At 66.0% G+C, this 26,252-nt stretch carries 21 protein-coding genes and 1 pseudogene; 17 read left to right on the forward strand and 5 right to left on the reverse strand.

The genetic code is table 11. The features are described from left to right. From GOARA_RS18050 to GOARA_RS18105, 12 genes are all read left to right on the forward strand, one after another. Positions 1–876, forward strand: a complete 876-nt coding sequence (locus GOARA_RS18050) for an MlaE family ABC transporter permease (protein WP_007323871.1) — start codon at positions 1–3, stop codon at positions 874–876. A gap of 3 nt (positions 877–879) precedes the next feature. Then, on the forward strand, positions 880–2,214 hold the full coding sequence (locus tag GOARA_RS18055) for an MCE family protein (RefSeq protein WP_007323872.1): 1,335 nt from the start codon (positions 880–882) through the stop codon (positions 2,212–2,214). Continuing rightward, entirely contained in the window at positions 2,211–3,308 is a 1,098-nt protein-coding gene (locus tag GOARA_RS18060; RefSeq protein WP_007323873.1) for an MCE family protein, read from the forward strand. Before GOARA_RS18055 ends, GOARA_RS18060 begins: the two co-directional genes overlap by 4 nt. 8 nt (positions 3,309–3,316) lie before the next feature. Beyond that, complete coding sequence (locus GOARA_RS18065; protein ID WP_245548459.1) at positions 3,317–4,489, forward strand: MCE family protein; 1,173 nt, start codon at positions 3,317–3,319, stop codon at positions 4,487–4,489. Then, positions 4,490–5,851, forward strand: a complete 1,362-nt coding sequence (locus tag GOARA_RS18070) for an MCE family protein (RefSeq protein ID WP_007323875.1) — start codon at positions 4,490–4,492, stop codon at positions 5,849–5,851. Next, complete coding sequence (locus GOARA_RS18075; RefSeq protein WP_007323876.1) at positions 5,851–7,212, forward strand: MlaD family protein; 1,362 nt, start codon at positions 5,851–5,853, stop codon at positions 7,210–7,212. The genes GOARA_RS18070 and GOARA_RS18075 overlap by 1 nt, the downstream gene beginning before the upstream one ends. Position 7,213: 1 nt before the next feature. Continuing rightward, on the forward strand, positions 7,214–8,467 hold the full coding sequence (locus GOARA_RS18080; protein ID WP_007323877.1) for an MCE family protein: 1,254 nt from the start codon (positions 7,214–7,216) through the stop codon (positions 8,465–8,467). Positions 8,468–8,555: 88 nt separating this feature from the next. Further along, positions 8,556–9,302, forward strand: a complete 747-nt coding sequence (locus GOARA_RS18085) for a hypothetical protein (RefSeq protein ID WP_007323878.1) — start codon at positions 8,556–8,558, stop codon at positions 9,300–9,302. Continuing rightward, complete coding sequence (locus tag GOARA_RS18090; RefSeq protein ID WP_007323879.1) at positions 9,302–10,141, forward strand: hypothetical protein; 840 nt, start codon at positions 9,302–9,304, stop codon at positions 10,139–10,141. The genes GOARA_RS18085 and GOARA_RS18090 overlap by 1 nt, the downstream gene beginning before the upstream one ends. A 332-nt stretch (positions 10,142–10,473) precedes the next feature. After that, positions 10,474–13,974, forward strand: coding sequence for a DNA-directed RNA polymerase subunit beta (gene rpoB / locus GOARA_RS18095; protein WP_007323880.1), 3,501 nt, complete (start codon positions 10,474–10,476; stop codon positions 13,972–13,974). Positions 13,975–14,053: 79 nt separating this feature from the next. Beyond that, positions 14,054–18,010 (forward strand): DNA-directed RNA polymerase subunit beta', encoded by a 3,957-nt coding sequence (locus GOARA_RS18100; RefSeq protein WP_007323881.1) that lies wholly within the window; start codon positions 14,054–14,056, stop codon positions 18,008–18,010. A gap of 116 nt (positions 18,011–18,126) precedes the next feature. Next, entirely contained in the window at positions 18,127–19,056 is a 930-nt protein-coding gene (locus GOARA_RS18105) for a type IV toxin-antitoxin system AbiEi family antitoxin domain-containing protein (RefSeq protein WP_007323882.1), read from the forward strand. An 81-nt stretch (positions 19,057–19,137) separates the two neighbouring features. Here GOARA_RS18105 and GOARA_RS18110 read toward each other — a convergent pair whose 3' ends face one another. Beyond that, entirely contained in the window at positions 19,138–20,130 is a 993-nt protein-coding gene (locus GOARA_RS18110; protein WP_040523914.1) for a hypothetical protein, read from the reverse strand. Positions 20,131–20,233: 103 nt separating this feature from the next. Between GOARA_RS18110 and GOARA_RS18115 the strand changes: the two genes are divergently transcribed. From GOARA_RS18115 to GOARA_RS18125, 3 genes are all read left to right on the forward strand, one after another. Further along, on the forward strand, positions 20,234–21,298 hold the full coding sequence (locus GOARA_RS18115) for a DNA polymerase IV (RefSeq protein ID WP_040523915.1): 1,065 nt from the start codon (positions 20,234–20,236) through the stop codon (positions 21,296–21,298). Between the two features lie 87 nt (positions 21,299–21,385). Beyond that, complete coding sequence (locus GOARA_RS18120) at positions 21,386–21,799, forward strand: ATP-binding protein (protein WP_050947352.1); 414 nt, start codon at positions 21,386–21,388, stop codon at positions 21,797–21,799. An 8-nt stretch (positions 21,800–21,807) separates the two neighbouring features. After that, complete coding sequence (locus tag GOARA_RS18125) at positions 21,808–22,608, forward strand: SigB/SigF/SigG family RNA polymerase sigma factor (protein WP_007323886.1); 801 nt, start codon at positions 21,808–21,810, stop codon at positions 22,606–22,608. Between the two features lie 34 nt (positions 22,609–22,642). On the opposite strand, the gene GOARA_RS18130 is transcribed toward GOARA_RS18125, so the two are convergent. Continuing rightward, positions 22,643–23,179 (reverse strand): Dps family protein, encoded by a 537-nt coding sequence (locus GOARA_RS18130; RefSeq protein WP_040523928.1) that lies wholly within the window; start codon positions 23,177–23,179, stop codon positions 22,643–22,645. A 119-nt stretch (positions 23,180–23,298) separates the two neighbouring features. On the opposite strand from GOARA_RS18130, the gene GOARA_RS18135 reads away from it, so the two are divergent. Continuing rightward, the gene (locus GOARA_RS18135) at positions 23,299–23,721 is read left to right on the forward strand and encodes a ChaB family protein (RefSeq protein WP_007323888.1); all 423 of its coding nucleotides are present in this window, start codon (positions 23,299–23,301) and stop codon (positions 23,719–23,721) included. Between the two features lie 101 nt (positions 23,722–23,822). Beyond that, positions 23,823–24,035, forward strand: a complete 213-nt coding sequence (locus GOARA_RS18140; protein WP_007323889.1) for a CsbD family protein — start codon at positions 23,823–23,825, stop codon at positions 24,033–24,035. 97 nt (positions 24,036–24,132) lie between these two features. Here the strand turns inward: GOARA_RS18140 and GOARA_RS18145 are convergent, their stop codons facing one another. From GOARA_RS18145 to GOARA_RS18155, 3 genes and pseudogenes are all read right to left on the reverse strand, one after another. Continuing rightward, positions 24,133–24,987 carry an SDR family oxidoreductase gene (locus GOARA_RS18145; protein ID WP_007323890.1) on the reverse strand — a complete coding sequence of 285 codons (855 nt, stop codon included), beginning with the start codon at positions 24,985–24,987 and terminating at the stop codon, positions 24,133–24,135. Between the two features lie 101 nt (positions 24,988–25,088). Then, a complete protein-coding gene (locus GOARA_RS18150; RefSeq protein WP_007323891.1) occupies positions 25,089–25,769 on the reverse strand; it encodes a PAS and ANTAR domain-containing protein in 681 nt (226 codons plus the stop codon). A gap of 123 nt (positions 25,770–25,892) precedes the next feature. Beyond that, positions 25,893–26,252: pseudogene (locus tag GOARA_RS18155) on the reverse strand (transposase); the annotation flags it as partial.

Here is a 26,252-nt window from a genome sequence, read left to right on the forward strand (position 1 = left end):
GTGAGCGAGGGTGGCGTGACGATCGCCAAGAGCCGGGCCGAGTACGTCGGGTACGAGATCCGCAAACAGGTCAAGAAGCCGCTGAGTGTCCTCGACCGGGCCGGCGAGCAGATGTCGTTCTACGCGCGCGCCATCAGCTGGATCCCGCGGACGATCGTGCACTACTACCGCGAGGTGCTGCGGATCCTGGCCGAGGTCGCCTTCGGTTCGGGTGGTCTGGCCGTGATCGCCGGCACCGTCGGCGTCATGGTGCTGTTGTCGGGCTTCACCGGCGTCGTCGTCGGCCTGCAGGGCTACGCGTCGCTGGAGAACCTGGGCGCGCAGGCGCTGACCGGCTTCCTCTCGGCCTATGTGAACACCCGCGAGGTCGCGCCGCTGGTCGCCGGCCTCGCGCTCTCCGCGACGGTCGGCTGCGGCTTCACCGCTCAGCTGGGCGCCATGCGAATCTCCGAGGAGATCGACGCGCTGGAGGTCATGGCCGTCCCGTCGATCCCGTTCTTGGTCACCACTCGCGTGATCGCCGGCTTCGTGGCGGTGATTCCGCTCTACGTGCTGGGCCTACTGGCCGCCTATCTGGCGTCGAGAACGATAAACACGGTCTTCAACGGGCAATCCAGTGGCTCGTACGACCACTATTTCAATCTCTTCTTACCTCCCGAAGACGTCTTATGGTCGTTCGGGAAGGTCCTCGTCTTCGCTTTCGTGATCATCCTGGTCCACTGCTACTACGGCTACTACGCCAGCGGCGGCCCGGCCGGCGTCGGCGTGGCCGTCGGCCACGCGGTCCGCGCGGCGCTCGTGCTGATCGCACTGCTGGACTTCTTCCTGGGCCTGGCGATCTGGGGCACTTCTACAACGGTTCGAGTGGCGGGCTGACACATGGCAACTCTGCGACGCAGGCTGGCGGGATTGGCCTTCTTCCTGGTCATCATCGCCTTCATCGGTGGTTCGATCCTGAAATACCAGGGGCATTTCTCCAACGCCGAGGATGTGACGCTCCGGACCGATTCGGCCGGCAACTCGCTCACCGAGCACGCCGATGTCAAGGCGCGCGGCATGGTGGTCGGCACGGTTTCCGCGGTCAACCCCTCGCCCGACGGCCAGGTCGACGTGGTGCTCGCGCTGCAGCCGGACAAGCTGCACTTGTTGCCGCGCGGCACGACGGCACGCATCCTGCCGAAGACGCTGTTCGGTGAGCGCTACGTCGCGCTCGAGGTTCCGATGGAGCCGACGACGACGGCGACGCTGGCCGCCGGCGACGAGATCCGCACGGCCGATGCCGGCAATGCCAAAGAGGTCCAGGACTTCTTCGACCGCCTGCTGCCGCTGCTGAAAGCCGTGCCTCCGCAGGACCTGAACGTCACGCTGACCTCGATCAGCCAGGCCCTTGCGGGTCGCGGTCAGGAACTCGGCGAGACGATCAAGCGGCTCGACGCGATCTTCTCGGAGGTCAATGACCACACCGATGACCTGCAGGCCACGCTGCGCGGTCTTGCCTCGTTCTCGACCACGTACTCCGACGCGCTCCCGTCGATCATCAACGGACTGGACAACCTGCGGGTCACCGGTAACACGCTGAACGAGCGTCAGGGCGATCTCGCCGCCCTCATCTCGACGCTGGGTGTCGCAGCCGACGACACGACGTCGTTCCTGCGCACCAACCGCACCGACCTGATCACCATCTTCACCGGTACTGAGGAGATGCTGGCCGGCCTGGCGCGCCAGTCACCGGTGTTCGGCTGCACGTTCAAGAACTTCGCCGGTCTCATCGCCGAATCCCGCCGGATCGTCGGCGAGGGCACGCCGAATCCAGGTGTCCGGGTGAACCTGCAGTTCGTGAACCCGCGTGGCCGGTACCTGCCCAACCAGGACGAGCCGCGCATGTTCGACTACGCCCGTGGACCGGTCTGCTACACGCCGGCGAAGAACGGGCGGCCCTTCCCGCAGTACCCGGGCGGCGGTCTCGCCGACGGTTCGTACCAGGTGCCCTCGCGCAACCCGGGACCGCGCACGATTCCGCAGATGCCGGCCGCGCAGTTCTCGGCGTTGCCCGCCGGCAAGGCCAAGTCCGATCCGTGGGCCGACCCGGTGTACCGGGCACAGTTGCAGATGATTTACGGCGGCGCCAGCGGCGTCGCGCCCGAACAGGTCCCCAGCTGGGTGACGCTGATCGGTGCGTCGAGATTGCGGGGAGCGCAGGTGAACATGCGATGAAGTCCATCGTCCCACCCCTGGTCAAGCTGATCGTCTTCGCGGTGGTGACCGTCATCTCCACTTCGATGCTGGCGCTGACGATCGCCAACGCCGGCCTGTCCGGCAAGCACGACTTCCAGGCGATCTTCGATGACGCCGCCATGCTCAACGCCGGCGACGATGTGCGCATCGCGGGCGTCCGCGTCGGCGCGGTCAGCAACGTCGAGGTGTACGAGAAGAACCGCGCCAAGGTGAGTTTCGCCGTCGACCGCGACACCCTGCCCGACGGCACCGAGGTGTACATCCGCTACCGCAACCTGACCGGCCTGCGCTACCTCGCCCTCGAGCGCGGCGCGGGTGACAACGGCAAGCAGCTGCGGCCCGGTCACGTCTTCGGCCTGGCCGATAACGACGACTCCACCCACCCGGCGGTGAACCTGACCGAGCTGTTCAACGGTTTCAAGCCGGTGTTCAACCAGCTGGAGCCGGCCGACGTCAACAAATTGGCCGACCAGATCATCCAGGTCTTCCAGGACACTCCCGGCCAGGACATGGGTGCGACGATGTCGTCGCTGCTGTCCCAGACGGCGGAGCTGACGAACACGCTGGCCGACCGCGACCAGGTCATCGGCGAGCTGATCACGAATCTCAACAACGTGCTGCAGACCGTCAACGCGCATGACTCGCAGTTCGAATCGCTGCTGGTCAACACGTCTCAGCTGGTCGCCGGACTGGCCGCGCAGAAGGAATCGGTCGGGTCGGCGGTCACCTCCGTCTCCAACCTGACCACGGTGATGGGTTCGATCCTGGGCCAGACGCGCCCGGCGATCGCCGGTGACATCGCGGGCCTCAAGGCCGTATCCGATCAGATCATGAAGCGGGAGAAGGACGTCGAGGCGATCATCACCAACCTGCCGCCGAAGCTGGAGAAGATCGGCCGCGCCGCGACCTTCGGCTCGTGGTTCCAGTTCTATCTGTGCGGTGTCGACGTGGTGATGGGTAACGGCAAGTCGATCTTGCTGACCGATCCGCTGATCCCGCTGCCCGACATCAACCATGTGCTCTACACGAGTGCTGCGACCAGGTGCTGGCGTGACAACCGGCGTCCGGGCTAGGGGAGAACATGGCTGACGATAAGGACCGAGCAGACATGCCGAACAACGTGCCAGACGACGCCCCCACCGAGCAGTTCGGTGCGGGCGACCTCGAGGCCGCCCGTGCCGCGCGCGAAGAGGCTGCGCTGAACGCCGATCCGCAGAAGCTGCACCCGTCGCGCCGCTTCGCCGGTCGCCGGTCGCCGGTCACGGTGGGCGCGCTCGGCATCATGCTCCTGTTGATGCTGACGGTGTCGTCGTTCTACCTGTCGAATCTGCCGATCATCGGTGCCGGGCCGCGCTACACCGCCCAGTTCTCCGAGGCCGCCGGCCTGCAGCCGGGCAACGAGGTCCGGGTGGCCGGCATCAAGGTGGGACAGATCGACAGCGTCGGACTGAACCGCGACGGCAACAAGGTCGACGTGAAGTTCACCGTGACGAACACCTGGATCGGCGACCAAACGCAGGCGTCGATCCAGATCAAGACGCTGCTCGGGCAGAAGTACCTCGGGCTGACCCCGCGCGGATCCCGCGCGGCCGACCCGTCGACGCCGATCACCGACACGGTTGCGCCGTACGACGTGATTGAGGCCTTCTCCGATGCGAGCAACCAGCTGACCGAACTCGACACCGACAAGGTGGCCGAATCGCTGCAGACCATGTCCACGGCGTTCTCCGGGACCGCGGGCGACTTCGGTCCCGCGCTGACCGGACTGAGCCGGCTGTCGGAGACGATCGCCAAGCGCGATCAGGAGGTGCAGAAGCTCCTCAACGCGACGAAGACGACGTCGAAGATCCTCGCCGACCGCAACGAAGAGTTCACCCGCCTGATCGCCGGCGCCGGACAGCTGCTCGACGAGCTGAACAACAGGCAGCAGTCGATCTCGGCGCTGCTCTCGTCGACGACGACGCTCAGCAAGGCGCTGAGCGGCATCGTCGCCGACAACCAGGAGCAGATCGGCCCGGCGCTGAAGTCGCTGCAGGAGGTCGCCGGACTCCTCACCAAGCACAAGGACAACCTGGGCCGCTCGATCCAGAACCTCGCACCGTTCTACCGGCTGTACGCCAACGTGCTGGGCAACGGCCGGTGGTTCGAGTCGATGGTCACCAACCTGCTGCCGCCCGCACTGCCGCAGCAGAACACGACGCGACCTCCGAACAAGACGAAGCTGCTGAACAACGGCGGAACCGAGGCCGGATAGATGACGACCCCAGATCTGACGACGACTTCCGGACCCGGGCGCTGGTTCACCCCGCGCCATATCGTGGGCATCGTGCTGGGCAGCGTCCTGGCGCTGATCACCGGCTCGGTGCTGTGGTGGGTGTTCTCCGGAATCGGGGCGACCACCATCGACGCGACCTTCAAGCGGAGCGTCGGTATCTACAGCGGTACCGACGTGAAGCTGCTCGGCGTGCCGGTCGGGAAGGTCACGAAGGTGACTCCCGACGGCGACAAGGTCCAGGTCAGGATGCGCGTTCAGCGCGGCCTGAAGCTGCCGGCCGACGTGCGGGCCGTGCAGGTCGCGCCGTCGATCATCGCCGACCGCTACGTCCAGTTGACCCCCGCCTACAACGGTGGTCCGCGGGCGCCGCGCGACATCTCGCTGAGCATCGACCAGACGATGGTTCCGGTCGAGGTCGACGAGCTGTACGCGAACCTGCAGAAGCTCTCGCGGTCGCTCGGACCCGACGGGGTGAATGCCAAGAAGGGTGAGAAGGAAGGCGTCGTCACCGAGTTCGTCCGCGTGGGCGCCGACAACTTCCGCGGCAACGGCGAGAAGCTCGGTTCGGCGTTCACGAACCTGTCGAAGGCTGCGACGACCCTGTCGGACTCCAGCGGCAACATCGTCGATACGATCAAGCAGCTCAACACCTTCGTGGCGGCCCTCGCCGAGAACGACGCACAGGTGCGTCAGTTCAACTCGCAGATGGCCTCGTTCAACACTTTCCTGGCAGGCGAGCGGAAGCAGCTCGGCCAGGCGCTGGCCACGCTGTCGGTGGCGCTGGGCGACGTCGCGCGTTTCGTGAACGACAACCAGGAGCTGCTGGGCGACACGGTTCGCTCGCTGCAGCCGACCGCGAAGACGCTGCGCGACAACCAGGAGTCGCTGAAGGAGATCTTCACGGTCCTCCCGGTCACCGTGTCGAACCTGATCAACGCATACGACGCGGAGTCGGGCACGCTGGCCATGCGGCTGACGATCCAGGACCTGCAGAACCTGCTGGCCGTGCAGTGCAAGCTGCTCAACCCGGGCAGCATCATGCCCGGCACCCAGCCGTTCTTGGAGTGGCAGCACAAGATGGCCCCGATCATCAGCCACTGCACCGACATCGCGAAGCAGATCCAGGCCGGGGTGAGCCCGCTGCTGCCGGTCCTGCCCTTCGGCATCATGAGCAACGACAAGACCCAGCGCTACTCGGTGCCGGGCACGCGTCGCGGCCGCCCGGATCCCGGGTTGATGATTCCGATGCCGACCGACCCGAACCCGCAGACGCCGCGCCGGCCGAAGCCGCGACCGTCGAAGCCGAAGCCGTCGCAGACGCCCGAGAGGGGAGGCCGCTGATGCGCTGGACCAAGTCCGCCACCGTCGCGATCGTCGCCGCAACATCGGCCGGTCTCCTGTCCGCGTGCAGCGGCCTGCAGTCGGTGCCGTTGCCCGGCGGCGCCAGCGTGGGTGACAACCCGCAGACGTTCCGGGTGAAGTTCGACGACATCCTGGATCTGGTGCCGCAGTCGCTGGTGAAGAAGGACGGCATCGTCGTCGGCCGGGTCACCGACATCACGATCGAGCCTGATGAGTGGCAGGCCACCGTCAAGATGGCGGTCCGCGACAACGTCAAGCTGTCCAACCAGGTGCATGCCGCAGTTCAGCAGACGGCACTGCTCGGCGAGAAGTTCGTCGGATTGACCGAACCTGAAGGCGCACAGGGCGCGGCGCCGCAGAACCCGGACAGCCCGATCGCGGGCCTCGATGCGAACGGTCAGCCGCGCACCCGGACCGCCACCGACCTGGAGCAGGTGCTCGGCGCGCTGTCGATGCTGCTCAACAACGGTGGGCTCAACCAGTTGCAGCCGATCGTCAGTGAGCTGACCAAGGCGATGGACACGGCCACCGTCATGCGCACCGGCAGTGACGGAAAGCCCTACCCGGTCAACAAGACTCGCAGCCTGCTGCGCCAGACCGACAAGCTGATCACGAACCTCAACAAGCAGCGTGACGACATCGTGACCGCGATCAACGGTCTGGCGAAGCTGTCGACCCGCGCGTCGGCCCAGACCGGGCAGATCGAGCAGATCCTCGAGCAACTGCCGGCCGGCGTGCAGGTGCTGGAGCAGCAGCGCCCGCAGTTCGTCGAGTTGCTGACGAAGCTCGACAAGCTGGGCGAGGTCGGTACCGACGTGCTCGGCAAGTCGCGCGAGGCGATCATTTCGGACCTGAAGGCGCTGCGCCCGATCCTGGCGTCGCTGGCGAAGGCGATGCCCGACTTCATCACGGCCGCGCCGCTGATGCTCACGGTGCCGTTCCCCGACTGGCTGACGCCGGCCGCCAAGGGTGACGCGGTGAACCTCTTCATGACCCTCGACCTGCGCCTGCTGAATCAGTTGGAGGCGTTGGGCGTCGGACAGGGTGCGCCGATCTACTCGCCGCCCAAGGCGCGCAACATCCCGGTCGACCGGGCGAATCCATACTACAAGGGCAACGGCCCGCGGTGGGGCTGGCCGTCGGTCGGTCTGCTCCCGCCGCCGCCGAACTCGCGGATCGGTCCGTGGACGCCGCCGTCGTACGGCAACTACCGGCCGGATCTGCGGTACCCGGCAGCGAAGCAGCGTCAGCAGCGGCGGCCGCAGTACATCGTGCTGACCCCGCCGAAGACCGGTCAGACGGCGATCGACGGCCCGCTTTCGATGTTGGGAGAACGCTGACATGACGCGCCTCGTCAAGATCCAGTTGATCGTGTTCGCCATCGTCGGCATCCTCGCGATGGTCTACGTCGGCATCAACTACGCACGTCTCCCGCGCCTGGCCGGCGTCGCCGAGTTCCCGGTCACCGTGCACATGCCCGACTCGGGTGGCTTGTTCGCCAACGCGCAGGTCACCTACCAGGGCGTTCCGGTCGGGCGCGTCGAGTCGATGAAGCTGACTAAGGACGGCGTGGACGCCAACCTGCGTATCAGTCGCGGCGCACCGAAGATCCCGGCGTCGGCGGCTGCGGTCGTCGCGTCGCGATCGGCCATCGGCGAGCAGTACATCGACCTGCGGCCCAAGTCCGCCGAGGGCCCGTTCCTGGCGTCCGGGTCGGTGGTCAACAAGGAAGACGTGGTGATCCCGGCTCCGCTGGAGGATGTCGTGAACACCGCGCTGGACTTCGCCGAATCGGTGCCGGTGGACGACCTGCGGACCATCATCGAAGAGCTGGGCAAGGCGTTTAACGGGCAGGGCGAGAACCTGACCCGTCTGGTGAACGCGCTCAACGTGCTGTCGAAGGCGGGTTACGACTCGCTGGGCGAGACGATCTCGCTCTTGCAGAACTCGAGCGTGGTGCTCGCGACACAGGCCGAACAGTCGGACGCGATCCTGGCGTGGTCGAAGAATCTGGATCTGGTGACGGCGACGCTGGCCTCGGCCGATCCCGACGTGCGCCGCCTGCTGACGACGGGCCAGACGTCCGCGACAGCGCTGTCCAATCTCCTGCAGAAGCAAGGGGGCGACATCACCAAGCTGGTCAAGGATCTGGGCTCGGTCGTGAAGACCGCCATCGAGCCGACCGGCTGGTCGTCGAACACGCTGTTCGCGATGCTGTCGGCGCTGTCGGCCGGATCGTACAGCCCGGCCCCCGGTGACGGGCAGATCCATTTCGGTGTGGTGCTGGAGATGAACAACCCGGCCGCGTGTACGCAGGGCTACGAGTCCACCGAAGTGATGATCGCCGAGATCAAGCGCCGCAACCCGACGTTCGACATCAACTACGACGACTTCCCGTTGAACCTGAACGCACGGTGCACGGTCCCGCAGGGATCGCCGACCGCGGTGCGCGGCGCGGCGCGGGCCTCGCTGGCGAATCCGCACATCCCGCAGCCGTGGGATAACAAGCCGAAGAAGGATCCCGACCGCCTCGACCTCAACCCGTTGGCGTGGCAGCTGGGCTGGCTGCTCGGCGTCCACCCGACGAAGAAATAGTCCGGCGCGTCTCGCTTCGCCGGTCTACGGGTTTCGGCGTGCGCGAGATTGGCTCCCCGGGACACGACGCGGATAGAGTGGTGCGGATATGAGTGACGACGAGATACGACCCGACGACGCCGAGTTCGAAGATGCGGCGATCGACGAACCGGCCGCCGACGAGGCTGACGAATCTGCCGCGGCGGAGGACGAGAAGCCTGCCGTGAAGCCCGGCGAGAAGGCGGAGAGCACACGCGGGGCCTCCGCTACTTTCGGCAACCGGTCGTTGGCGCTGGCCAGTCTGGTCGCGATCGTCGGCCTGGTCGTCGGGGTGATCGGCGTAGTCGTCGGCTACCGGGCCTACCACGACGGCCGGACCGAGAACGTGCGCGACGCGGTGCTGGCCACGGCGGAGACCGCCGCGATGAACGTGACGACGATCGATCCGCGGAACCCGGACAAGTTCAAGGAGAACGTGGAATCCGTCCTGACCGGGCGGGCGCTGCAGGAGTTGCGCGGCAAGGGCTTCGAAGAGGTGCTCAGCCGCAAGGATGCGCCCGGCCGGCTTGAGGGCCGGGTGCGGCGAAGCGCGGTCACCGAGGTGAACCGCGGCGAACGTGCCGGGAAGGCGCTGGTGTACGTGGACGTCGTCGCGAAGGCGCCGAACCAGCCCAATGTCAACCAGACGATGGGCTTCCTCATCTCGGTCCGCAACATCGACGGCAACTACATGGCGGACTCCATCGCCGCGTTCAACCCGATCTCTTATGCCGACCAGCGCGCGAATCAGCGTGGGGCACAACAGAATCAGAATCCGAATCAGCAGAACCCCGGTCAGCAGGGGGGTGGCAACTGATGTCCGATTTGCCTCCGAAGAAGAAGCGGCCCCGCGTCGCGGGCCAGCCGCGCCCGGGCACCGGGCAAACGGGCCGGGAAGCGGCCTCGGGCAAGCGTCCCGCCGCCGGTAGCTCCCGTCGCGCGCCGATCCAGCGGCTCGGCTCGTCCGGCGGGTCGGCATCGGCGAAGCCGGTTGCGCCGAAGACGGCACCGGCGAAGACCGCGCAGAAGAAGAAGTCGGCATCGCCGAAGGCGGCGGCTAAACCTGTCGTTTCCTCCGCCGGCGATGGAAAGAACGGCGGCAAGGCCGGCGCCGTCGCCAAATCCGCTCCGACTCGCCGGCCCACCGGCGAGGCATCGTCGCGCGGCCCGGCCATCCTCGCGGGCCTCGGCGCCCTCGCGCTCCTGGTCGGGCTGCTCGGACTGTGGCACCCCGGTGCCGTCGACGGCCGGGACAAGAGCTTCGTCGACTCGAACGCCACATCCGAAGTCCTCGGACAGACCGAGAACGCGGCGTGCGCGATTCTCGGTCCCCGTCGCGGCGAGACGGTCGACAAGTGGATCGGGACGTCGCGCTCCGTCCTCGTCGGCGCCGCACGCGCCGAGTGGGAAAAGCAGCTGACCACCAACCGGCAGATGATCGAGCAGACGGGGCAGACGAACGACTGCCGCATCGACGCCATCGGCGTGCGGGAGCTGACCGGCGCCGGCGACGGATCGACCGGCCAGGTACTCGGCAGCCTCGTCATCAGCATGGACCAGGGCGGGATGGCCGCGGGCAGCATCGTCGTCGGTATTCAGTACCAGGTCGTCCGGCAGGACGGAAAGTGGAAGATCAGTCGCGTCGACGCGTGGTGACGCCTGCTGCGTTCGGCGATGAACGGGGGAAGAAATATCCCCAATCTGCGCGTATCGCTTGACGTCGGGCCTGTGACCGGTCACTCTATTTGCCAAGACCGCGAACTCTTAGCCAGCGCGCGCGGCACCAGTGCAAGACGCGACTTGACAAAGCGCGTCTATTTTCTGATACAGTTGGACGTTGCGCTGGCTGCCTCCTGTCCATCTTGATCCGCCCGTCTAGCACGATCGTGCTGCTTCGAGCGTTTCGCCTGTCAGGTCGCCAGACCAGCGACACAGGCGCAAGCCCACCTCGTAGCAGCTAGTCAACTTTCGTGTTGGAAGGACGCATCTTGGCACCCAACCGCCAGTCCACCTCAACCACTTCGATCCCGGGCGCGCCGAAGCGCGCATCGTTCGCAAAGATTTCCGAGCCGCTGGAGGTTCCCGGCCTGCTCGACATCCAGCTGGATTCCTTCCAGTGGCTCATCGGCTCCGACAAGTGGCGCGAGGAGGCCCTCGCCCGTGGCGAGGAGGATCCCACCGGCGGCCTGGAGGCCATCCTGCGCGAGCTGTCCCCGATCGAGGACTTCTCCGGCTCGATGTCCCTCTCGTTCTCCGAACCGCACTTCGAGGACGTGAAGGCGAGCATCGCCGAGTGCAAAGACAAGGACATGACCTACGCGGCGCCGTTGTTCGTCACCGCGGAGTTCATCAACAACAACACCGGTGAGATCAAGTCGCAGACCGTGTTCATGGGCGACTTCCCGATCATGACCGACAAGGGCAGCTTCATCATCAACGGCACCGAGCGTGTCGTGGTGAGCCAGCTGGTCCGCAGCCCCGGCGTCTACTACGACTCGTCGATCGACAAGGCCACCGAGAAGACCCTGCACACCGTCAAGGTGATCCCGGGTCGCGGTGCGTGGCTCGAGTTCGACATCGACAAGCGCGACACCGTCGGCGTGCGCATCGACCGCAAGCGCCGTCAGCCGGTCACCGTGCTGCTGAAGGCGCTCGGCCTGACCGCCGACGAGATCCGGGAGCGCTTCGGCTTCTCCGAGATCATGATGTCGACCCTGGAGAAGGACCCGACCACCAACTCCGACGAGGCGTTGCTGGAGGTCTACCGCAAGCTGCGTCCGGGCGAGCCGCCGACCAAGGAGTCCGCCGAGGCCCTGCTGGAGAACCTGTTCTTCAAGGAGAAGCGCTACGACCTCGCCCGCGTCGGCCGCTACAAGATCAACAAGAAGCTCGGCCTGACCGACAACCCGATGAACGGCCCGACCACGCTCACGACCGACGACATCGTCGCGATCGTCGAGTACCTGGTGCGCCTGCACGACGCCGACCCGCACACCACGCCGCTGGCGAAGGTGGCCGGGCCGGACGGGCTCGAGGTGCCGATCGAGGTCGACGACATCGACCACTTCGGCAACCGTCGCATCCGTACCGTCGGCGAGTTGATCCAGAACCAGATCCGCGTCGGCCTGTCGCGCATGGAGCGCGTCGTGCGCGAGCGCATGACGACCCAGGACGTCGAGGCGATCACGCCGCAGACCCTGATCAACATCCGCCCCGTGGTGGCTGCGATCAAGGAGTTCTTCGGCACGTCGCAGCTGTCGCAGTTCATGGACCAGAACAACCCGCTCGCGGGTCTGGGCCACAAGCGCCGTCTCAACGCGCTCGGCCCCGGCGGGCTGTCGCGTGAGCGCGCCGGCCTTGAGGTCCGCGACGTTCACCCGTCGCACTACGGCCGCATGTGTCCGATCGAGACTCCGGAAGGCCCGAACATCGGCCTGATCGGCAACCTCGCCGTCTTCGCGCGGGTTAACCCGTTCGGCTTCATCGAGACGCCGTACCGCAAGGTCGTCGACGGTCGCGTGACCGACGAGATCGAGTACATGACGGCTGACGAAGAGGATCGTTTCCTCATCGGCCAGGCGAACACCAACTACGACGACAAGGGTGTCATCACCGACGAGCGAGTCCTCGTCCGCGTGAAGGGTGCCGAGGTCGAGTACGTGCCGGCGTCGTCGGTGCAGTACATCGACGTCAGCCCGCGCCAGATGGTGTCCGTCGCGACCGCGATGATCCCGTTCCTCGAGCACGACGACGCCAACCGTGCGCTGATGGGCGCGAACATGCAGCGCCAGGCCGTGCCGCTGGTCCGCTCCGAGTCGCCGCTGGTCGGCACCGGCATGGAGCTGCGCGCCGCCGTCGACGGCGGCGACGTGATCGTGTCGACCCGCACCGGCGTGGTGGAGGAGGTCTCGGCCGACTACATCACGATCATGGACGACGACGGCACTCGCGAGAGCTACCAGCTGCGCAAGTTCGAGCGCTCCAACCACGGCACGTGCGCCAACCAGCGCCCGATCGTGAACGAGGGCGACCGCGTCGAGGCCGGCCAGGTGCTGGCCGACGGCCCGTGCACCGATGAGGGCGAGATGGCGCTGGGCAAGAACCTGCTCGTCGCGATCATGCCGTGGGAGGGCCACAACTACGAGGACGCGATCATCCTGAGCCAGCGCCTCGTCGAGGAGGACACCCTCACCTCGATCCACATCGAGGAGCACGAGATCGACGCCCGCGACACCAAGCTCGGTGCCGAGGAGATCACCCGGGACATCCCGAACGTCTCCGACGAGGTCCTGGCCGACCTCGACGAGCGCGGCATCGTGCGCATCGGCGCCGAGGTCCGCGACGGTGACGTCCTCGTCGGCAAGGTCACGCCGAAGGGTGAGACCGAGCTGACCCCGGAGGAGCGCCTGCTGCGCGCGATCTTCGGCGAGAAGGCGCGCGAGGTGCGCGACACCTCGTTGAAGGTTCCGCACGGCGAGACCGGCAAGGTGATCGGCGTCCGCGTCTTCAGTCGCGACGACGACGACGATCTGCCCCCGGGCGTCAACGAACTCGTCCGCGTCTACGTCGCGCAGAAGCGCAAGATCTCCGACGGTGACAAGCTCGCCGGCCGCCACGGCAACAAGGGCGTCATCGGCAAGATCCTCCCGCAGGAGGACATGCCGTTCCTGCCCGACGGCACGCCGGTCGACATCATCCTGAACACCCACGGTGTTCCGCGTCGTATGAACATCGGCCAGATCCTGGAGACCCACCTCGGTTGGGTCGCCAAGGCCGGCTGGAACATCGACGTCGCCGCGGGCGTGCCCGACTGGGCCGAGAAGCTGCCCGAGGAGATGTACTCGGCGGAGCCGAACACCCTCACCGCGACGCCGGTCTTCGACGGCGCCAAGGAAGAGGAGCTGACCGGTCTGCTGGCGAGCACGCTGCCCAACCGCGACGGTGACGTGATGGTCAACGCCGACGGCAAGGCGACGCTGTTCGACGGTCGTTCCGGTGAGCCGTTCCCGTACCCGGTGGCGGTCGGCTACATGTACATCATCAAGCTGCACCACCTCGTCGACGACAAGATCCACGCACGTTCGACCGGTCCGTACTCGATGATCACCCAGCAGCCGCTCGGCGGTAAGGCCCAGTTCGGTGGCCAGCGCTTCGGTGAGATGGAGTGCTGGGCGATGCAGGCCTACGGTGCGGCGTACACGCTGCAGGAGCTGCTGACGATCAAGTCCGACGACGTCGTCGGCCGAGTCAAGGTCTACGAGGCCATCGTCAAGGGCGAGAACATCCCCGAGCCGGGTATCCCGGAATCGTTCAAGGTGCTGCTGAAGGAGCTTCAGTCGCTGTGCCTGAACGTCGAGGTGCTCTCCAGCGACGGCGCGGCCATCACGATGGCCGACAACGACGACGAGGACCTGGAACGCGCTGCGGCCAACCTCGGCATCAACCTGTCGCGCAACGAGTCGGCCAGCATCGACGATCTCGCCAACTGACAACGACCAGAATTGATTGGGCCCGCTCGCTCACGCTCCCGGCGCCCGACTGACTAACAGAGACACTGAGAGGCGAATAGTGCTCGACGTCAATTACTTCGACGAACTGAAGATCGGCCTGGCAACGGCCGATGACATCCACAACTGGTCGTACGGCGAGGTCAAGAAGCCGGAGACCATCAACTACCGCACGCTCAAGCCGGAGAAGGACGGCCTGTTCTGCGAGAAGATCTTCGGACCGACTCGCGACTGGGAGTGCTACTGCGGTAAGTACAAGCGCGTCCGCTTCAAGGGCATCATCTGTGAGCGCTGCGGTGTCGAGGTCACTCGCGCCAAGGTGCGTCGCGAGCGGATGGGCCACATCGAGCTGGCCGCGCCGGTCACCCACATCTGGTACTTCAAGGGCGTCCCGTCGCGCTTGGGCTACCTGCTGGACCTGGCGCCGAAGGATCTCGAAAAGATCATCTACTTCGCCGCCTACGTGATCACCTCCGTCGACGAGGAGCTCCGCCACAACGAGCTGTCGACGCTGCAGGCCGAGATCGAGGTCGAGAAGAAGGCTCTTGAGGACGACCGCGACGTCGCGCTGAACGAGCGCCAGTCGAAGCTGGAGGCCGACCTGGCCGAGCTGGAGGCCGAGGGCGCGAAGTCCGACGCCAAGCGCAAGGTCAAGGACGCCGCCGAGCGCGAGATGAAGCGCATGCGCGACGCCGCCGGCCGTCAGCTCGACGAGCTCGAGGAGATCTGGGACCGCTTCACCAAGCTGAAGCCGGGCGAGCTGATCGTCGACGAGAAGATCTACCGCGAGCTGGAGGGCCGCTTCGGCGAGTACTTCACCGGTGCCATGGGTGCCGAGGCCATCAAGAAGCTGCTCGAGGACTTCGACATCGACGCCGAGGCCGAGTCGCTGCGCGAGATCATCCGCACCGGCAAGGGCCAGAAGAAGCTGCGCGCGCTCAAGCGACTCAAGGTCGTCGCGGCGTTCCAGCAGTCGGGCAACTCGCCGCTGGGCATGGTCCTCGACGCCGTTCCGGTGATCCCGCCGGAGCTGCGCCCGATGGTCCAGCTCGACGGTGGCCGCTTCGCCACGTCGGACCTCAACGACCTGTACCGCCGGGTCATCAACCGCAACAACCGCCTCAAGCGACTGATCGATCTGGGTGCGCCCGAGATCATCGTCAACAACGAGAAGCGGATGCTGCAGGAGTCGGTGGACGCGCTGTTCGACAACGGCCGCCGCGGCCGGCCGGTCACCGGACCGGGCAACCGTCCGCTCAAGTCGCTGAGCGATCTGCTCAAGGGCAAGCAGGGCCGGTTCCGCCAGAACCTGCTCGGCAAGCGCGTCGACTACTCGGGCCGTTCGGTCATCGTCGTCGGCCCGCAGCTGCAGCTACACCAGTGCGGTCTGCCCAAGCTGATGGCGCTCGAACTGTTCAAGCCGTTCGTGATGAAGCGTCTCGTCGACCTGAACCAGGCGCAGAACATCAAGTCCGCCAAGCGGATGGTCGAGCGTCAGCGCCCGGCCGTGTGGGACGTCCTCGAAGAGGTCATCGCCGAGCACCCGGTGCTGCTGAACCGCGCCCCGACGCTGCACCGCCTGGGTATTCAGGCGTTCGAGCCGCAGCTCGTCGAGGGCAAGGCCATCCAGCTGCACCCGCTGGTGTGTGAGGCGTTCAACGCCGACTTCGACGGTGACCAGATGGCCGTGCACCTCCCGCTGTCCGCGGAGGCGCAGGCCGAGGCGCGCATCCTGATGCTCTCGTCCAACAACATCCTGTCCCCGGCGTCGGGTCGCCCGCTGGCGATGCCGCGCCTGGACATGGTGACCGGGTTGTTCTACCTGACCACCATCAAGGAGGGTCTGGAGGGCGAGTACCAGGCGTCGACCAAGGAGGATGTCGAGCGCGGCGTGTACTCGAGCCCGGCCGAGGCCATCATGGCCGTCGACCGCGGTGCGATCACCGTGCAGACGCAGATCAAGATCCGGCTGACCGACCAGCGTCCGACGGCGGAGATCGAGGCGGAGCAGTTCCCCGACGGGTGGGCCTACGGTCAGCCGTGGGAGATCGTCACCAGCCTGGGCCGGGTGCTGTTCAACGAGCTGCTGCCGGTCGAGTACCCGTTCGTCAACGAGCAGATGCCGAAGAAGCGTCAGGCCGTCATCATCAACGATCTGGCCGAGCGCTACCCGATGATCGTCGTCGCGCAGACCGTCGACAAGCTCAAGGACGTCGGCTTCTACTGGGCGACCCGCTCGGGCGTCACCGTCGCCATGTCCGACGTGCTCGTGCCGCCGAACAAGGGCGAGATTCTCGACAAGTACGAGGAGCGCGCCGACAAGCTGGAGCGCAAGTTCCAGCGCGGTGCGCTGACTCCCGACGAGCGTCGTGACTCGCTGGTCGAGATCTGGAAGCAGGCCACCGAGGAAGTCGGTAAGGCCATGGAGGAGCACTACCCGGCGGACAACCCGATCGTCATGATCCCGACGTCGGGCGCCACCGGTAACCTCACCCAGGTCCGCAACCTGTCCGGCATGAAGGGTCTGGTGACCAACCCGAAGGGTGAGTTCATCCCGCGGCCGATCAAGTCCTCGTTCCGCGAGGGCCTGACCGTGGCGGAGTACTTCATCAACACCCACGGTGCCCGTAAGGGCCTCGCCGACACCGCGCTGCGCACGGCTGACTCGGGTTACCTGACCCGTCGTCTGGTCGACGTCAGCCAGGACGTAATCGTGCGCGAGACCGACTGTGGCACCGACCGCGGCATCAACGTGTCGCTGGGCGAGAAGCAGCCGGACGGTTCGATCATCCGCGACGCGCACGTCGAGACGAGCGCCTACGCCCGTACGTTGGCGACCGACGCGGAGGACGAGAAGGGCAACGTCATCATCGAGCGCGGCCACGACCTGGGCGACCCGGCGATCGCGGCCCTGCTCGATGCCGGCATCACCCAGGTGAAGGTCCGCTCGGTCCTGACCTGTGACACCGGCACCGGCGTGTGTGCGCAGTGCTACGGCCGTTCGATGGCGACGGGCAAGCTCGTCGACATCGGCGAGGCCGTCGGCATCATCGCCGCCCAGTCGATCGGTGAGCCCGGCACGCAGCTGACCATGCGTACGTTCCACCAGGGTGGCGTCGGTGACGACATCACCGGTGGTCTGCCGCGCGTGCAGGAGCTGTTCGAGGCCCGCGTCCCCAAGGGCAAGGCCCCGATCGCCGAGGTCTCCGGCCGGATCCGTCTCGAGGACGACGATCGGTTCTACAAGATCACGATCATCCCCGACGACGGTTCCGAGGAAGTGCCCGTCGAGAAGATCTCGAAGCGTCAGCGTCTGCGCGTCTTCAAGCACGACGACGGCTCCGAGCGGCTTCTCGCCGACGGCGACCACGTGGAACTCGGCCAGCAGCTCATGGAGGGTGCTGCCGATCCGCACGAGGTCCTGCGCGTGATGGGTCCCCGCCAGGTGCAGGTCCACCTCGTGAACGAGGTTCAGGAGGTGTACCGGAGCCAGGGTGTGTCGATCCACGACAAGCACATCGAGACGATCGTTCGTCAGATGCTGCGCCGCGTGCAGATCATCGAGTCGGGTGCGACGGAGTTCCTGCCCGGTTCGCTGGTCGAGCGCGTCGAGTTCGAGTCGGAGAACCGTCGGGTCGTCGGCGAGGGCGGCGAGCCCGCGTCCGGTCGTCCGGTGCTGATGGGTATCACCAAGGCATCGCTGGCCACCGACTCGTGGTTGTCGGCGGCGTCCTTCCAGGAGACCACCCGTGTGCTCACCGATGCGGCCATCAACAGCCGCAGCGACAAGCTCATCGGTCTCAAGGAGAACGTCATCATCGGTAAGCTCATCCCGGCCGGTACCGGTATCAACCGTTACCGCAACATCCAGGTGGAGCCGACCGAAGAGGCCCGCGCCGCGGCCTACGCCGTGCCGAGCTACGACGACACCTACTACAGCCCGGACGGCACCTTCGGTGCTCCGGCCGGCGCTGCGGTTCCGCTCGACGACTACGGCTACGGCGACTACAACCGCTAGTCGCACATCCAACAGCGCACAACACCCTCCAACACGGTTTCGTGTTGGAGGGTGTTGCGTTGTGTTGGATTCACCGAGCATGGAACCGGAAGCGGGTACGGCTGCGTCTAAACGGTATGGACCACTTTCCGTTCGACGGCGAGGGCATTCTGCGAATCGCAGATGCCAAGGCGTGCGGTATCGACCCGCGCCAGATCTATCAGGCCGAGCGGGACCAGCGGCTGGTGCGGGTCATGCCTGGGGTGTACGTGCTGCCCGTGGAGCGTCGGCCTGAACAGCGCCACCGGTTGCGGGTCCTCGCGGCGCAGCTGCCACCGGCGACCGTGGTGAGTCATTCGTCGGCGGCAGTCGTCCACGGGCTCGGAATGCTGCGGCCAGACCTCGATCAATTGCACTTGACGTCGGTCCGCGGCGCCGCTGGCTACCGCCGCAAGATGCGTTATCTGCACCCCGGAAGGCTGGGCGAGGACGACATCGTCGAGGTCGACGGCGTCCCGGTCACCTCGAAGGAGCGGACCGCCTTCGACGTCGCCCGGTCTTCGAGGTGGGGCTTCGCGGGCGCACTCAGCGTCTTCGATTCGGCGCTCCGCGCGAAAGCGGACCGCGCCGTGATGGAGCAGTTCTGCCTGAGTCGTCAGGCGGGCGTCGGTGTAGCGAGGCGGGCACTAGCGCTGGCGGACGCGCGTGCGGAGAACCCCGGTGAGTCCTGGAGTCGTGCGCAGATGATCCAGGCCGGCATCTCGTCGCCGCGTCTGCAGACGGACGTCTTCGACCGCCACGGAACGTTTCTCGCCAGGCCTGACTTCGACTGGATCGACGAGGCAGGCGCGATCAAGCTCGTCGGCGAGTTCGACGGGTTGGGAAAGTACCTGGACTATCTGCGGCCGGGGGAGACAGCCGAGGATGTCATCCGGCGGGAGAAGGAACGGGAGGGTCGCCTGCGAGATATGGAGATCCTTGTCGTCCGCTGGACGTGGAAAGATCTCATGGCGCGAGCGGTCGCCGCCCTGGTGTCGAAGAACCTGCGATTGGTTGGTCTGGTCTAGTCTGCAGGTCCAACACGACACAGCGTCCTCCAACACCGTTTCGTGTTGGAGGACGCTGCCTACTGTTGGAAGTAGCGGTCGCTACTCGTTCTTCCAGGTGTACATGGCCGGCGCGTCCTTCGACGAATCCGAAGTCACGCCGATCAACTCCACCTTCGCGACCGTGCCGTTCTCGCTGACGGTGCCCCAGACCGCGCAGTACTCGGCCTCGTCGATCTCGCCGTCGTCGTTGCGGCACGGCTTGAAGTCGCGCGCCCCGGACATCGCGCCGTTCTTCGCCCCGTCGGACATGGTCACCCGGTAGGTGGGCCGCACGTCGTAGAACGGGACGGCATCGGTGTTCGTATCCTCGTCGCGTGCGTGCTCGGCCTTCGCGCGGATGTAGAAGAACTGCTTGATCTTGGCCGCTTCCTCGCCCTCGACGGGGATGGCGCCGGCCGGAGCCTTCTCGATCTTGGTGATGGTGTACTCGATGGGCGTCGCATAGCCCCGACGCGGCTTCGGCAGTTCGAAGACGACCTTCTCGCCGACCTTCACGGTGGCACCGGCGGGCGTCAGTGCCACTGGCTTCGGCGCTTTCGACGACGTCGGTTCCGCCGCGGGCGCGGACGGGGTGGCGATGGCGGAATCCGGGGTCTTGTTCAGCGTCTCGCGCAGGTCGGCGATGGTGTCGGGCTTCGTCCAGCCGATCTTGGTGCACGAGTTGATCAGCTCGTCGGCCTTGGTGCGAGCGGACTCCTGCAAGGAGCGCATCTTTGCGTCGTCGCCGGCCTTCAAGGCGGCGGTGAAGTCGTCGGCCGACGACGCCAGCTCGGTGGAAACGGTGTGCAGGCGCTCTTGGAACTCGCCGTGGTACATCGCGCCGTGGTCGGGAGACTCCGGTGTCTGCGCCGACGGCGCGGTCTTGTAGAGCCACGGAAGCATGGCGGTGGCGAATTTGCCGACCGAGCCGGTGGCCACGGTGCAGGCCTGGTCGTCGGTGAACTTCCCGACGGGCGCATCGTTGCCGCAGGCGGCGGAGGTCAGGGTCAAAGCGATCGCTGCGATTAGGGCAGGCTTGCTGAAGCGTTTCACGAGTAGGAGGCTACCCAGGCGGGCGCGACGGGTCGTTCGCCGGTCCGACCCCGTTCGATGCGGGAGCACCACGGCGCGAGTCGTCGCCGCCTACGCTGGTGCGGTGGGTACTCGGCGCATATTGCACGTCGACCTGGATCAGTTCCAGGTGTCGGTCGAGCGGCGGCGCAGCCCCGAACTTGTCGGCAGGCCCGTGATCGTCGGCGGGAACGGCGATCCGACCGAGCCGCGCAAAGTCGTGACCTGCGCGTCGTATGAGGCGCGCGCCGAGGGTGTGCGCGCCGGGATGCCGTTGCGGGCGGCCTACCGGAAGATGCCCGACGCGGTGTATCTGCCACTGGACGTCGAGGCGTACGACGACGCGTCGGCCGACGTGATGCAGACACTGCGCGGCTTCGGCCCCGTCGAGGTGTGGGGGTGGGACGAGGCGTATCTCGGCACGGACGATCTCGACGACGAGCAGGCGAGAACGCTGGCCCGCGAGGTCATCGACACCATCGGACAACGGACCGACCTGCCTGCATCGATCGGCATCAGCGACAACAAGCAGCGAGCAAAGATGGCCACCAACTTCGCCAAGCGACAGCCGGTCGACGACGGGCCGCGCGTGTTCACCCTCGACGCGAACAACTGGGGCGAGCTGATGGGCGGCCAGCCGACGCGCGAACTGTGGAGCGTCGGGCCGAAGACGGCGGCCAAGCTAACCGGCATCGGCGTCAATACCGTCGACGATCTCGTCGCGACGCCGAAGGACGACCTGATCGCGACCTTCGGTCCGCACCAGGGCAATTGGCTGTACGTGCTGTGCCGCGGGGGCGGCGACTCGACCATCACCGAGGAGCCGTGGGAGGCGAAGTCGCACTCGCACTCGCGAACCTTCCCGACCGACCTGTCCGAGCCCGTCGAGCTGCACGCCGCGCTCGACGACCTGACGGCCCACGTCCTCGGGCAGGTCGTCGACGAGCAGCGCGAAGTGTTCCGCGTCGCGGTGACGGTGCGGACCAAGACTTTCTACACCCGCACCAAGTCCCGCAAGCTGCCGTCACCGACGACGGCGTCGGCGGAGATCTCACCGGTCGTCCACGCCCTGTTCGACGACTTCGACCTCGACCGTCCGGTGCGGCTGCTGGGCGTCCGGCTCGACCTCGTCTCCCAGGACTCCGAATAGGAAAGCCGGCGCGCGACCAGGTTTAGCGGCGGCACGTGCGGGGTAGCCTGTGCTCGACAGGCACAGTCGTCGAGCACCTGGATGAGCATGAGTAGCGCAGATCAAGACGGACCCGGCAGTGACGGCACCCGCGTCGTCGAGTTGACGGTGGACGCGACCAAGGAGCGGGTCCCGTTGGTCCGCAACCTCGTCGAGGCGGTGCTGTTCGCCGACGACTACGCGCTCGACACCGTCGCCGACGTGAAGCTGGGTATCGACGAAGCCTGTCTGCAACTGGTCGCCGTCGCCCCGCCTCGCGCACGCCTTCGGCTGGTGGTCGCCACCGGCCCGGCGTACGCACGAATCGAGATCTGCTGCGACGTCGTCGACGACGCGCACGTCGACGAGTCGAGCTTCGGCTGGTTCGTCATCGGCTCGGTCACCGATCAGGCCGAGGTCGCCTACGCCGACGGAAGGCACGGTCGGGAAGCGCGTGTGGCTCTCACGGCGCTGAGAGACTGATCGTCTCCGTGACGCCCGCAACCGGTGCATCCGCGCACGGCTCCGCCGACTACGGCGAGGTGGTCGTGCTGTTGGCGCGCGCCGCTAGGTCGTCGGACGAGGCGCGTCGGACGGAGCTGCGCGACCAGGCCGTCGAACTGTGTCTGCCGCTGGCCGATCACGTCGCACAGCATTTCGCCGGCCGCGGCGAGCCCTTCGACGACCTCGTGCAGGTGGCGCGGGTCGGCGTCGTGAACGCCTGCGATCGATTCGACCCGGACAGGGACACCGAATTCCTCTCCTTCGCGGTTCCGACGGTGATGGGGGAGGTGCGTAGGTACTTTCGCGACAACACGTGGACGGTCCGGGTCAGTCGCCGGGCGAAGGATACGGCGCAGGCGATCGCGCGCGGCGCCGACGAGCTCATCCAGACGCTCGGACGCTCGCCACGGCCAAGCGAATTGGCCACTCACCTCGACCTTCCGCTCGACGAGGTGGTCGACGGGCTGCTGGCGCGTTCGGCCTACTCGACCTCGTCGCTGGACTCGCCGATGGCGGACGACGGCGACGGCGGGCGGCCGCTCAAGGACTCGTTGGGCACTTCCGATCGGGATATCGACCGTGTCAGTGATTTCCTCACCGTGCGCGAGGCTATGAAGCAATTGCCGGAGCGTGAGCGAACCGTCATCGCGCTGAGGTTTTTCCGGTCGATGTCGCAGAGTGAGATCGCTGCTGAACTGGGGATCTCGCAGATGCACGTGTCACGGCTGCTGTCGGCCACGTTGAGATCGCTGCGCGACGCGGTCGGCGGGGCCGACGACCACCAGTGAGATCGTCGGCCCGCCGGTCGACTTGTCAGCCGGACTAGCGTGTGGCCGCAGCCGCACCGCGCTCGGTGTGAGAGTCGGAGTGCGGCAGGCTGCCCGATGAATTCTCCAAGTGCGCGCGCACGAACCACTGGAATTTCTCGAGTGCAGCGGTCTGTCCGATCAAGATGTCTTCGGTCACCGGGTCACTCTCGCCGGTCAGACGTATCGCTTCTCGATGTGAGGCGACGAACCCGTCGTAAACGACGTCGAGCGCAGCCAGGTGCGCCTGGGCAGTGTCGCGGTTGATCGAGTAGTCGTCCCAAGTCCGCTCTCTTTCAATCGCCGTCGCAGTGCCTTGAGGGGAGCCGCCCAGCGTGGCGATCCGTTCGGCGACGACGTCGGCATAGCCGCGCACAAGCGTGACCTGTGGGTCGAGCATCTCGTGCACTCCGATGAAGTTCGGTCCGACGACATTCCAATGGATGTGCTTCAGCGTCAAATGGAGGTCGTTGAGCGCGCTCAGTCGCTCCTGGAGGACGCTAATCAGCGACGCCGCGTCGGTACTGGGGATTGTCGGTGCTGTAAAGGTCATGGGGCGGTAGTACCCGCGGCTGGCGGTCATCAAACAGCGGGGCCGATGTTTGGCACTTCGGCACGGCGGGAATGTCCCGACGACCGAGTATCGATCCATTGCAGAGGAGGTTGAGGCTCATGCCGAAGACGACGAAAGCCGGCGACGCGAAAAGGTCGGAACTACCTTCGACGATTGCGCGGTCGCCCAAGAAGGCGCAACGGACCTTCGCTAAGGCACATGACTCAGCGCTGGAGGAGTATGGCGACGAGGAACGGGCACACCGCGTCGCTTACAGCGCGCTGAAACACTCGTTCGAGAAGGTGGGCGACCATTGGGAGCCCAAAGAGGCGAAAGGACCCTCAGACGAGAGGGATCGTAGCGGGGGTCCGCGCCCTAGCGGCAAGAGCGCCGAGGGGGTGAACGCGAGTGCCCCGAAGAAACACCTCTACGGTGTGGCACAGCGTCTCCGCATCCGGGGACGCTCGACGATGACGAAAGCCGAACTCGTCTCGGCAATCAAAGACGTCAACCGGCGCGAGACCGCAAAGAGCCGACGATGATCACGAAATCAGATGTTTGGCTTCCGGGACGTTCGGCAACCCTGCTCCGCGATGGGCGAGAACGTCCGTCGTCATGGTAATGGAAAGGAGCGATGTCACCGATGGCTGATAACAACGCAACGACCGAGACCATCAAGGGTGCAATGGACTCCGTCAAGGGCAAGGTGAAAGAGACGGTGGGCAACGTGACCCACCGCGACAGCCTCGCCGAAGAGGGGCGAGCCCAAAAGGAGGCTGGCCAGGCCGAGCGCCAGGCCGGCATGGAGCGCATGCGCCAGCAGCATGAAGAGAACCGTCGCAACGACGGCACATAGGTCGTGGTACCAGAGGCTCACCGGAGGACAACTCCGGTGAGCCTTCACGTGTGCCTCGTAGGCCGGGCACGACGGTTGGCTGGGTGATCAACCCGGATCAACCCGGAACGATCTCACCGCCCACGGGAGCCAGAACCTGCCCGGAGTAGTACGAGGAGAGCCGCTCGGAAGCGAAGAAGACATACGACGGAGCGATCTCGTCGGGCTGCGCCGCGCGCCCCATCGGTGCCTGTGTTCCGAAGTCTTCGACCTGGTCGGACGGGAAGGTCGAGGGGATGAGGGGGGTCCAGACTGGGCCCGGTGCTACACAGTTGACTCGGATCCCGTCGTCGATGAGAGCCTGGGCCAGGGCGAAGGTGAAGGCATTAACTGCACCTTTGGTAGCGGAATAGTCGATGAGTTGCCGGTTGCCGCGCAGTCCATTGACCGAGCCGGTGTTGATGATCGATCCACCACGGGGCAGGTGCGGCAACGCAGCGCGCGTGATGTGGAAGTAGCTGTCGATGTTGATCCGAAAAGTGAGTTCCCACTGTTCCGGCGCGATGTCGAGGAAATCGTCGACTGGCGACTGGAAAGCGGCGTTGTTCACCAGGATGTCGAGGCCGTCGAGGTCGTTGACGGCACGGTCGACAACGTCGAGGCAGTTGGCGGCGTTGGAGAGGTCCGAGCGGTAAACGTGGCACCGCTGTCCGGTGTCGCTCACCAGACGACGGGTGTGTGCGGCGTCGTCGGCCTCACGTTCGTCGAGGTGAGCGATCGCGACGTCGGCTCCCTCTTTGGCGAGGGCGATCGCCACTGCCCGGCCGATTCCCGAGTCGCCGCCGGTGATCAGGGCCTTCTTTCCCGCTAGCAGGTCGCGGCCCTCGTAGCAGCGCATCTCGTCGCACGGGCTCTGCGGCATCTCCTCGGTGACCCCCGGGTAGGGGATTGTTCCCTGTTGCGGTTGCTGCATCGTTGCCTCTCGTCTCGTGTCGGAAGATTTTTGAGACGGGTTACCCCGGGTGAGTGCACCGCAAACGCGATCGGGAGGATTCACACAATCCGCGCGATGACTCAGTCGTCGGGCTCGATGTGTTCGTGTGCGGTCAGCAGCAGATGGTCGAACGCGGCGCGCGTCGATGACGGCACTCCGTTGTCGGACAAGTGGTCGCAGATGGCGGCGGCCAGATCGCGCACCTTGGTGTTGGTCTCCTGGGAGCGCCAGGTGAGCAGATCGAAGGCCTGCTGGTCGTCGAGTTGGTAGACCAGGCGCAGCGCGCCCTTCGCCTGTTCGATCACCGCGCGCCGGGCGATCAGCTCGTTGAGCCGCTCCTCGACCGTCTGCTCGGCGTCAAGGTCGAAGGGACGTCCCGACGAGTCGTCGGGTGAATCGGGAAGCGCGACGTAGTAGCCGGTCGTGCCGGCGCGGCTGCCCGACGAGTCGGTGAAGGTGTCGGCAACGACGACGACCGGTATAGCATGGCCGTGCGCGTCGATGATCCGGTGCTGGCTGCTGAACGGTTCCCGCGCCGAGCGCACATGCGCGATGAGCTTCTCGACGCGGTCCTTGTCGTCGGGGTGCTTGTGCGCCAGCATGAGGGCGGTCGTCGGGGTCACGTCGTCCGAAGAAGAATAGCCATGAATATTGGCCAGTTCATCTGACCATACCCAGCGGTCGTCGTCGAAGTGATACCAGAACTGCCCGACGCGAAACGAGGTGTCGGCCGGGACCCCCGACTGGCGCGATGACGTCATCACGCCAGCTTACGACGCTGCCCTACCCTGTAGGCGGAAGTGTAATTCTGCGGACTGGGGTTGACCCCGTTCGGTGGACATCGGTTAAGCGGCCTTGCTGGTCGCCCTGGTAAGCATGCCCGCCTCGAAGTCGGCTGGAGCAACGTAGCCCAGCGAACTGTGTCGGCGCCTGCGATTGTAGACCGCGTCAATCCATCGGCTGACCGCCGCGACGGCCTCGATCCGGGTGCCGAAGGTGCGCCGCTGGTAGAACTCGGTCTTGAGCGTCGACCAGAAACTTTCCTGCTGAGCGTTATCCCAGCACACCCCGGTCCGCCCGACCGACAGGCGCACGTTCAGCTCACCGGTGACGGTATCGAGCTGCTCGGAGGTGTACTGACAGCCGCGATCCGCATGGAAGATTACGCCATCGACTGGCCCGGTCGCCGGGTCCCGGAAGGTGTGCGCATTGCGCAGCGCAGTCTCGACGACATCGGTATGCTC

The organism is Gordonia araii NBRC 100433, from assembly GCF_000241265.1.
In the GTDB taxonomy this organism is placed as follows: Bacteria; Actinomycetota; Actinomycetes; order Mycobacteriales; family Mycobacteriaceae; genus Gordonia; species Gordonia araii.

What these genes read in the sequence shown, in the direction of transcription:
- GOARA_RS18135 (WP_007323888.1), top strand. Translation starts at nt 23,299, where the DNA reads ATGCCGAAGACGACGAAAGCCGGCGACGCGAAAAGGTCGGAACTACCT.
- GOARA_RS18060 (WP_007323873.1), top strand. Translation starts at nt 2,211, where the DNA reads ATGAAGTCCATCGTCCCACCCCTGGTCAAGCTGATCGTCTTCGCGGTG.
- GOARA_RS18120 (WP_050947352.1), top strand. Translation starts at nt 21,386, where the DNA reads ATGAGTAGCGCAGATCAAGACGGACCCGGCAGTGACGGCACCCGCGTC.
- GOARA_RS18145 (WP_007323890.1), bottom strand. Translation starts at nt 24,987, where the DNA reads ATGCAGCAACCGCAACAGGGAACAATCCCCTACCCGGGGGTCACCGAG.
- GOARA_RS18105 (WP_007323882.1), top strand. Translation starts at nt 18,127, where the DNA reads ATGGACCACTTTCCGTTCGACGGCGAGGGCATTCTGCGAATCGCAGAT.
- GOARA_RS18130 (WP_040523928.1), bottom strand. Translation starts at nt 23,179, where the DNA reads ATGACCTTTACAGCACCGACAATCCCCAGTACCGACGCGGCGTCGCTG.
- GOARA_RS18085 (WP_007323878.1), top strand. Translation starts at nt 8,556, where the DNA reads ATGAGTGACGACGAGATACGACCCGACGACGCCGAGTTCGAAGATGCG.
- GOARA_RS18090 (WP_007323879.1), top strand. Translation starts at nt 9,302, where the DNA reads ATGTCCGATTTGCCTCCGAAGAAGAAGCGGCCCCGCGTCGCGGGCCAG.
- GOARA_RS18070 (WP_007323875.1), top strand. Translation starts at nt 4,490, where the DNA reads ATGACGACCCCAGATCTGACGACGACTTCCGGACCCGGGCGCTGGTTC.
- GOARA_RS18075 (WP_007323876.1), top strand. Translation starts at nt 5,851, where the DNA reads ATGCGCTGGACCAAGTCCGCCACCGTCGCGATCGTCGCCGCAACATCG.
- GOARA_RS18055 (WP_007323872.1), top strand. Translation starts at nt 880, where the DNA reads ATGGCAACTCTGCGACGCAGGCTGGCGGGATTGGCCTTCTTCCTGGTC.
- GOARA_RS18065 (WP_245548459.1), top strand. Translation starts at nt 3,317, where the DNA reads ATGGCTGACGATAAGGACCGAGCAGACATGCCGAACAACGTGCCAGAC.
- GOARA_RS18150 (WP_007323891.1), bottom strand. Translation starts at nt 25,769, where the DNA reads ATGACGTCATCGCGCCAGTCGGGGGTCCCGGCCGACACCTCGTTTCGC.
- GOARA_RS18140 (WP_007323889.1), top strand. Translation starts at nt 23,823, where the DNA reads ATGGCTGATAACAACGCAACGACCGAGACCATCAAGGGTGCAATGGAC.
- GOARA_RS18080 (WP_007323877.1), top strand. Translation starts at nt 7,214, where the DNA reads ATGACGCGCCTCGTCAAGATCCAGTTGATCGTGTTCGCCATCGTCGGC.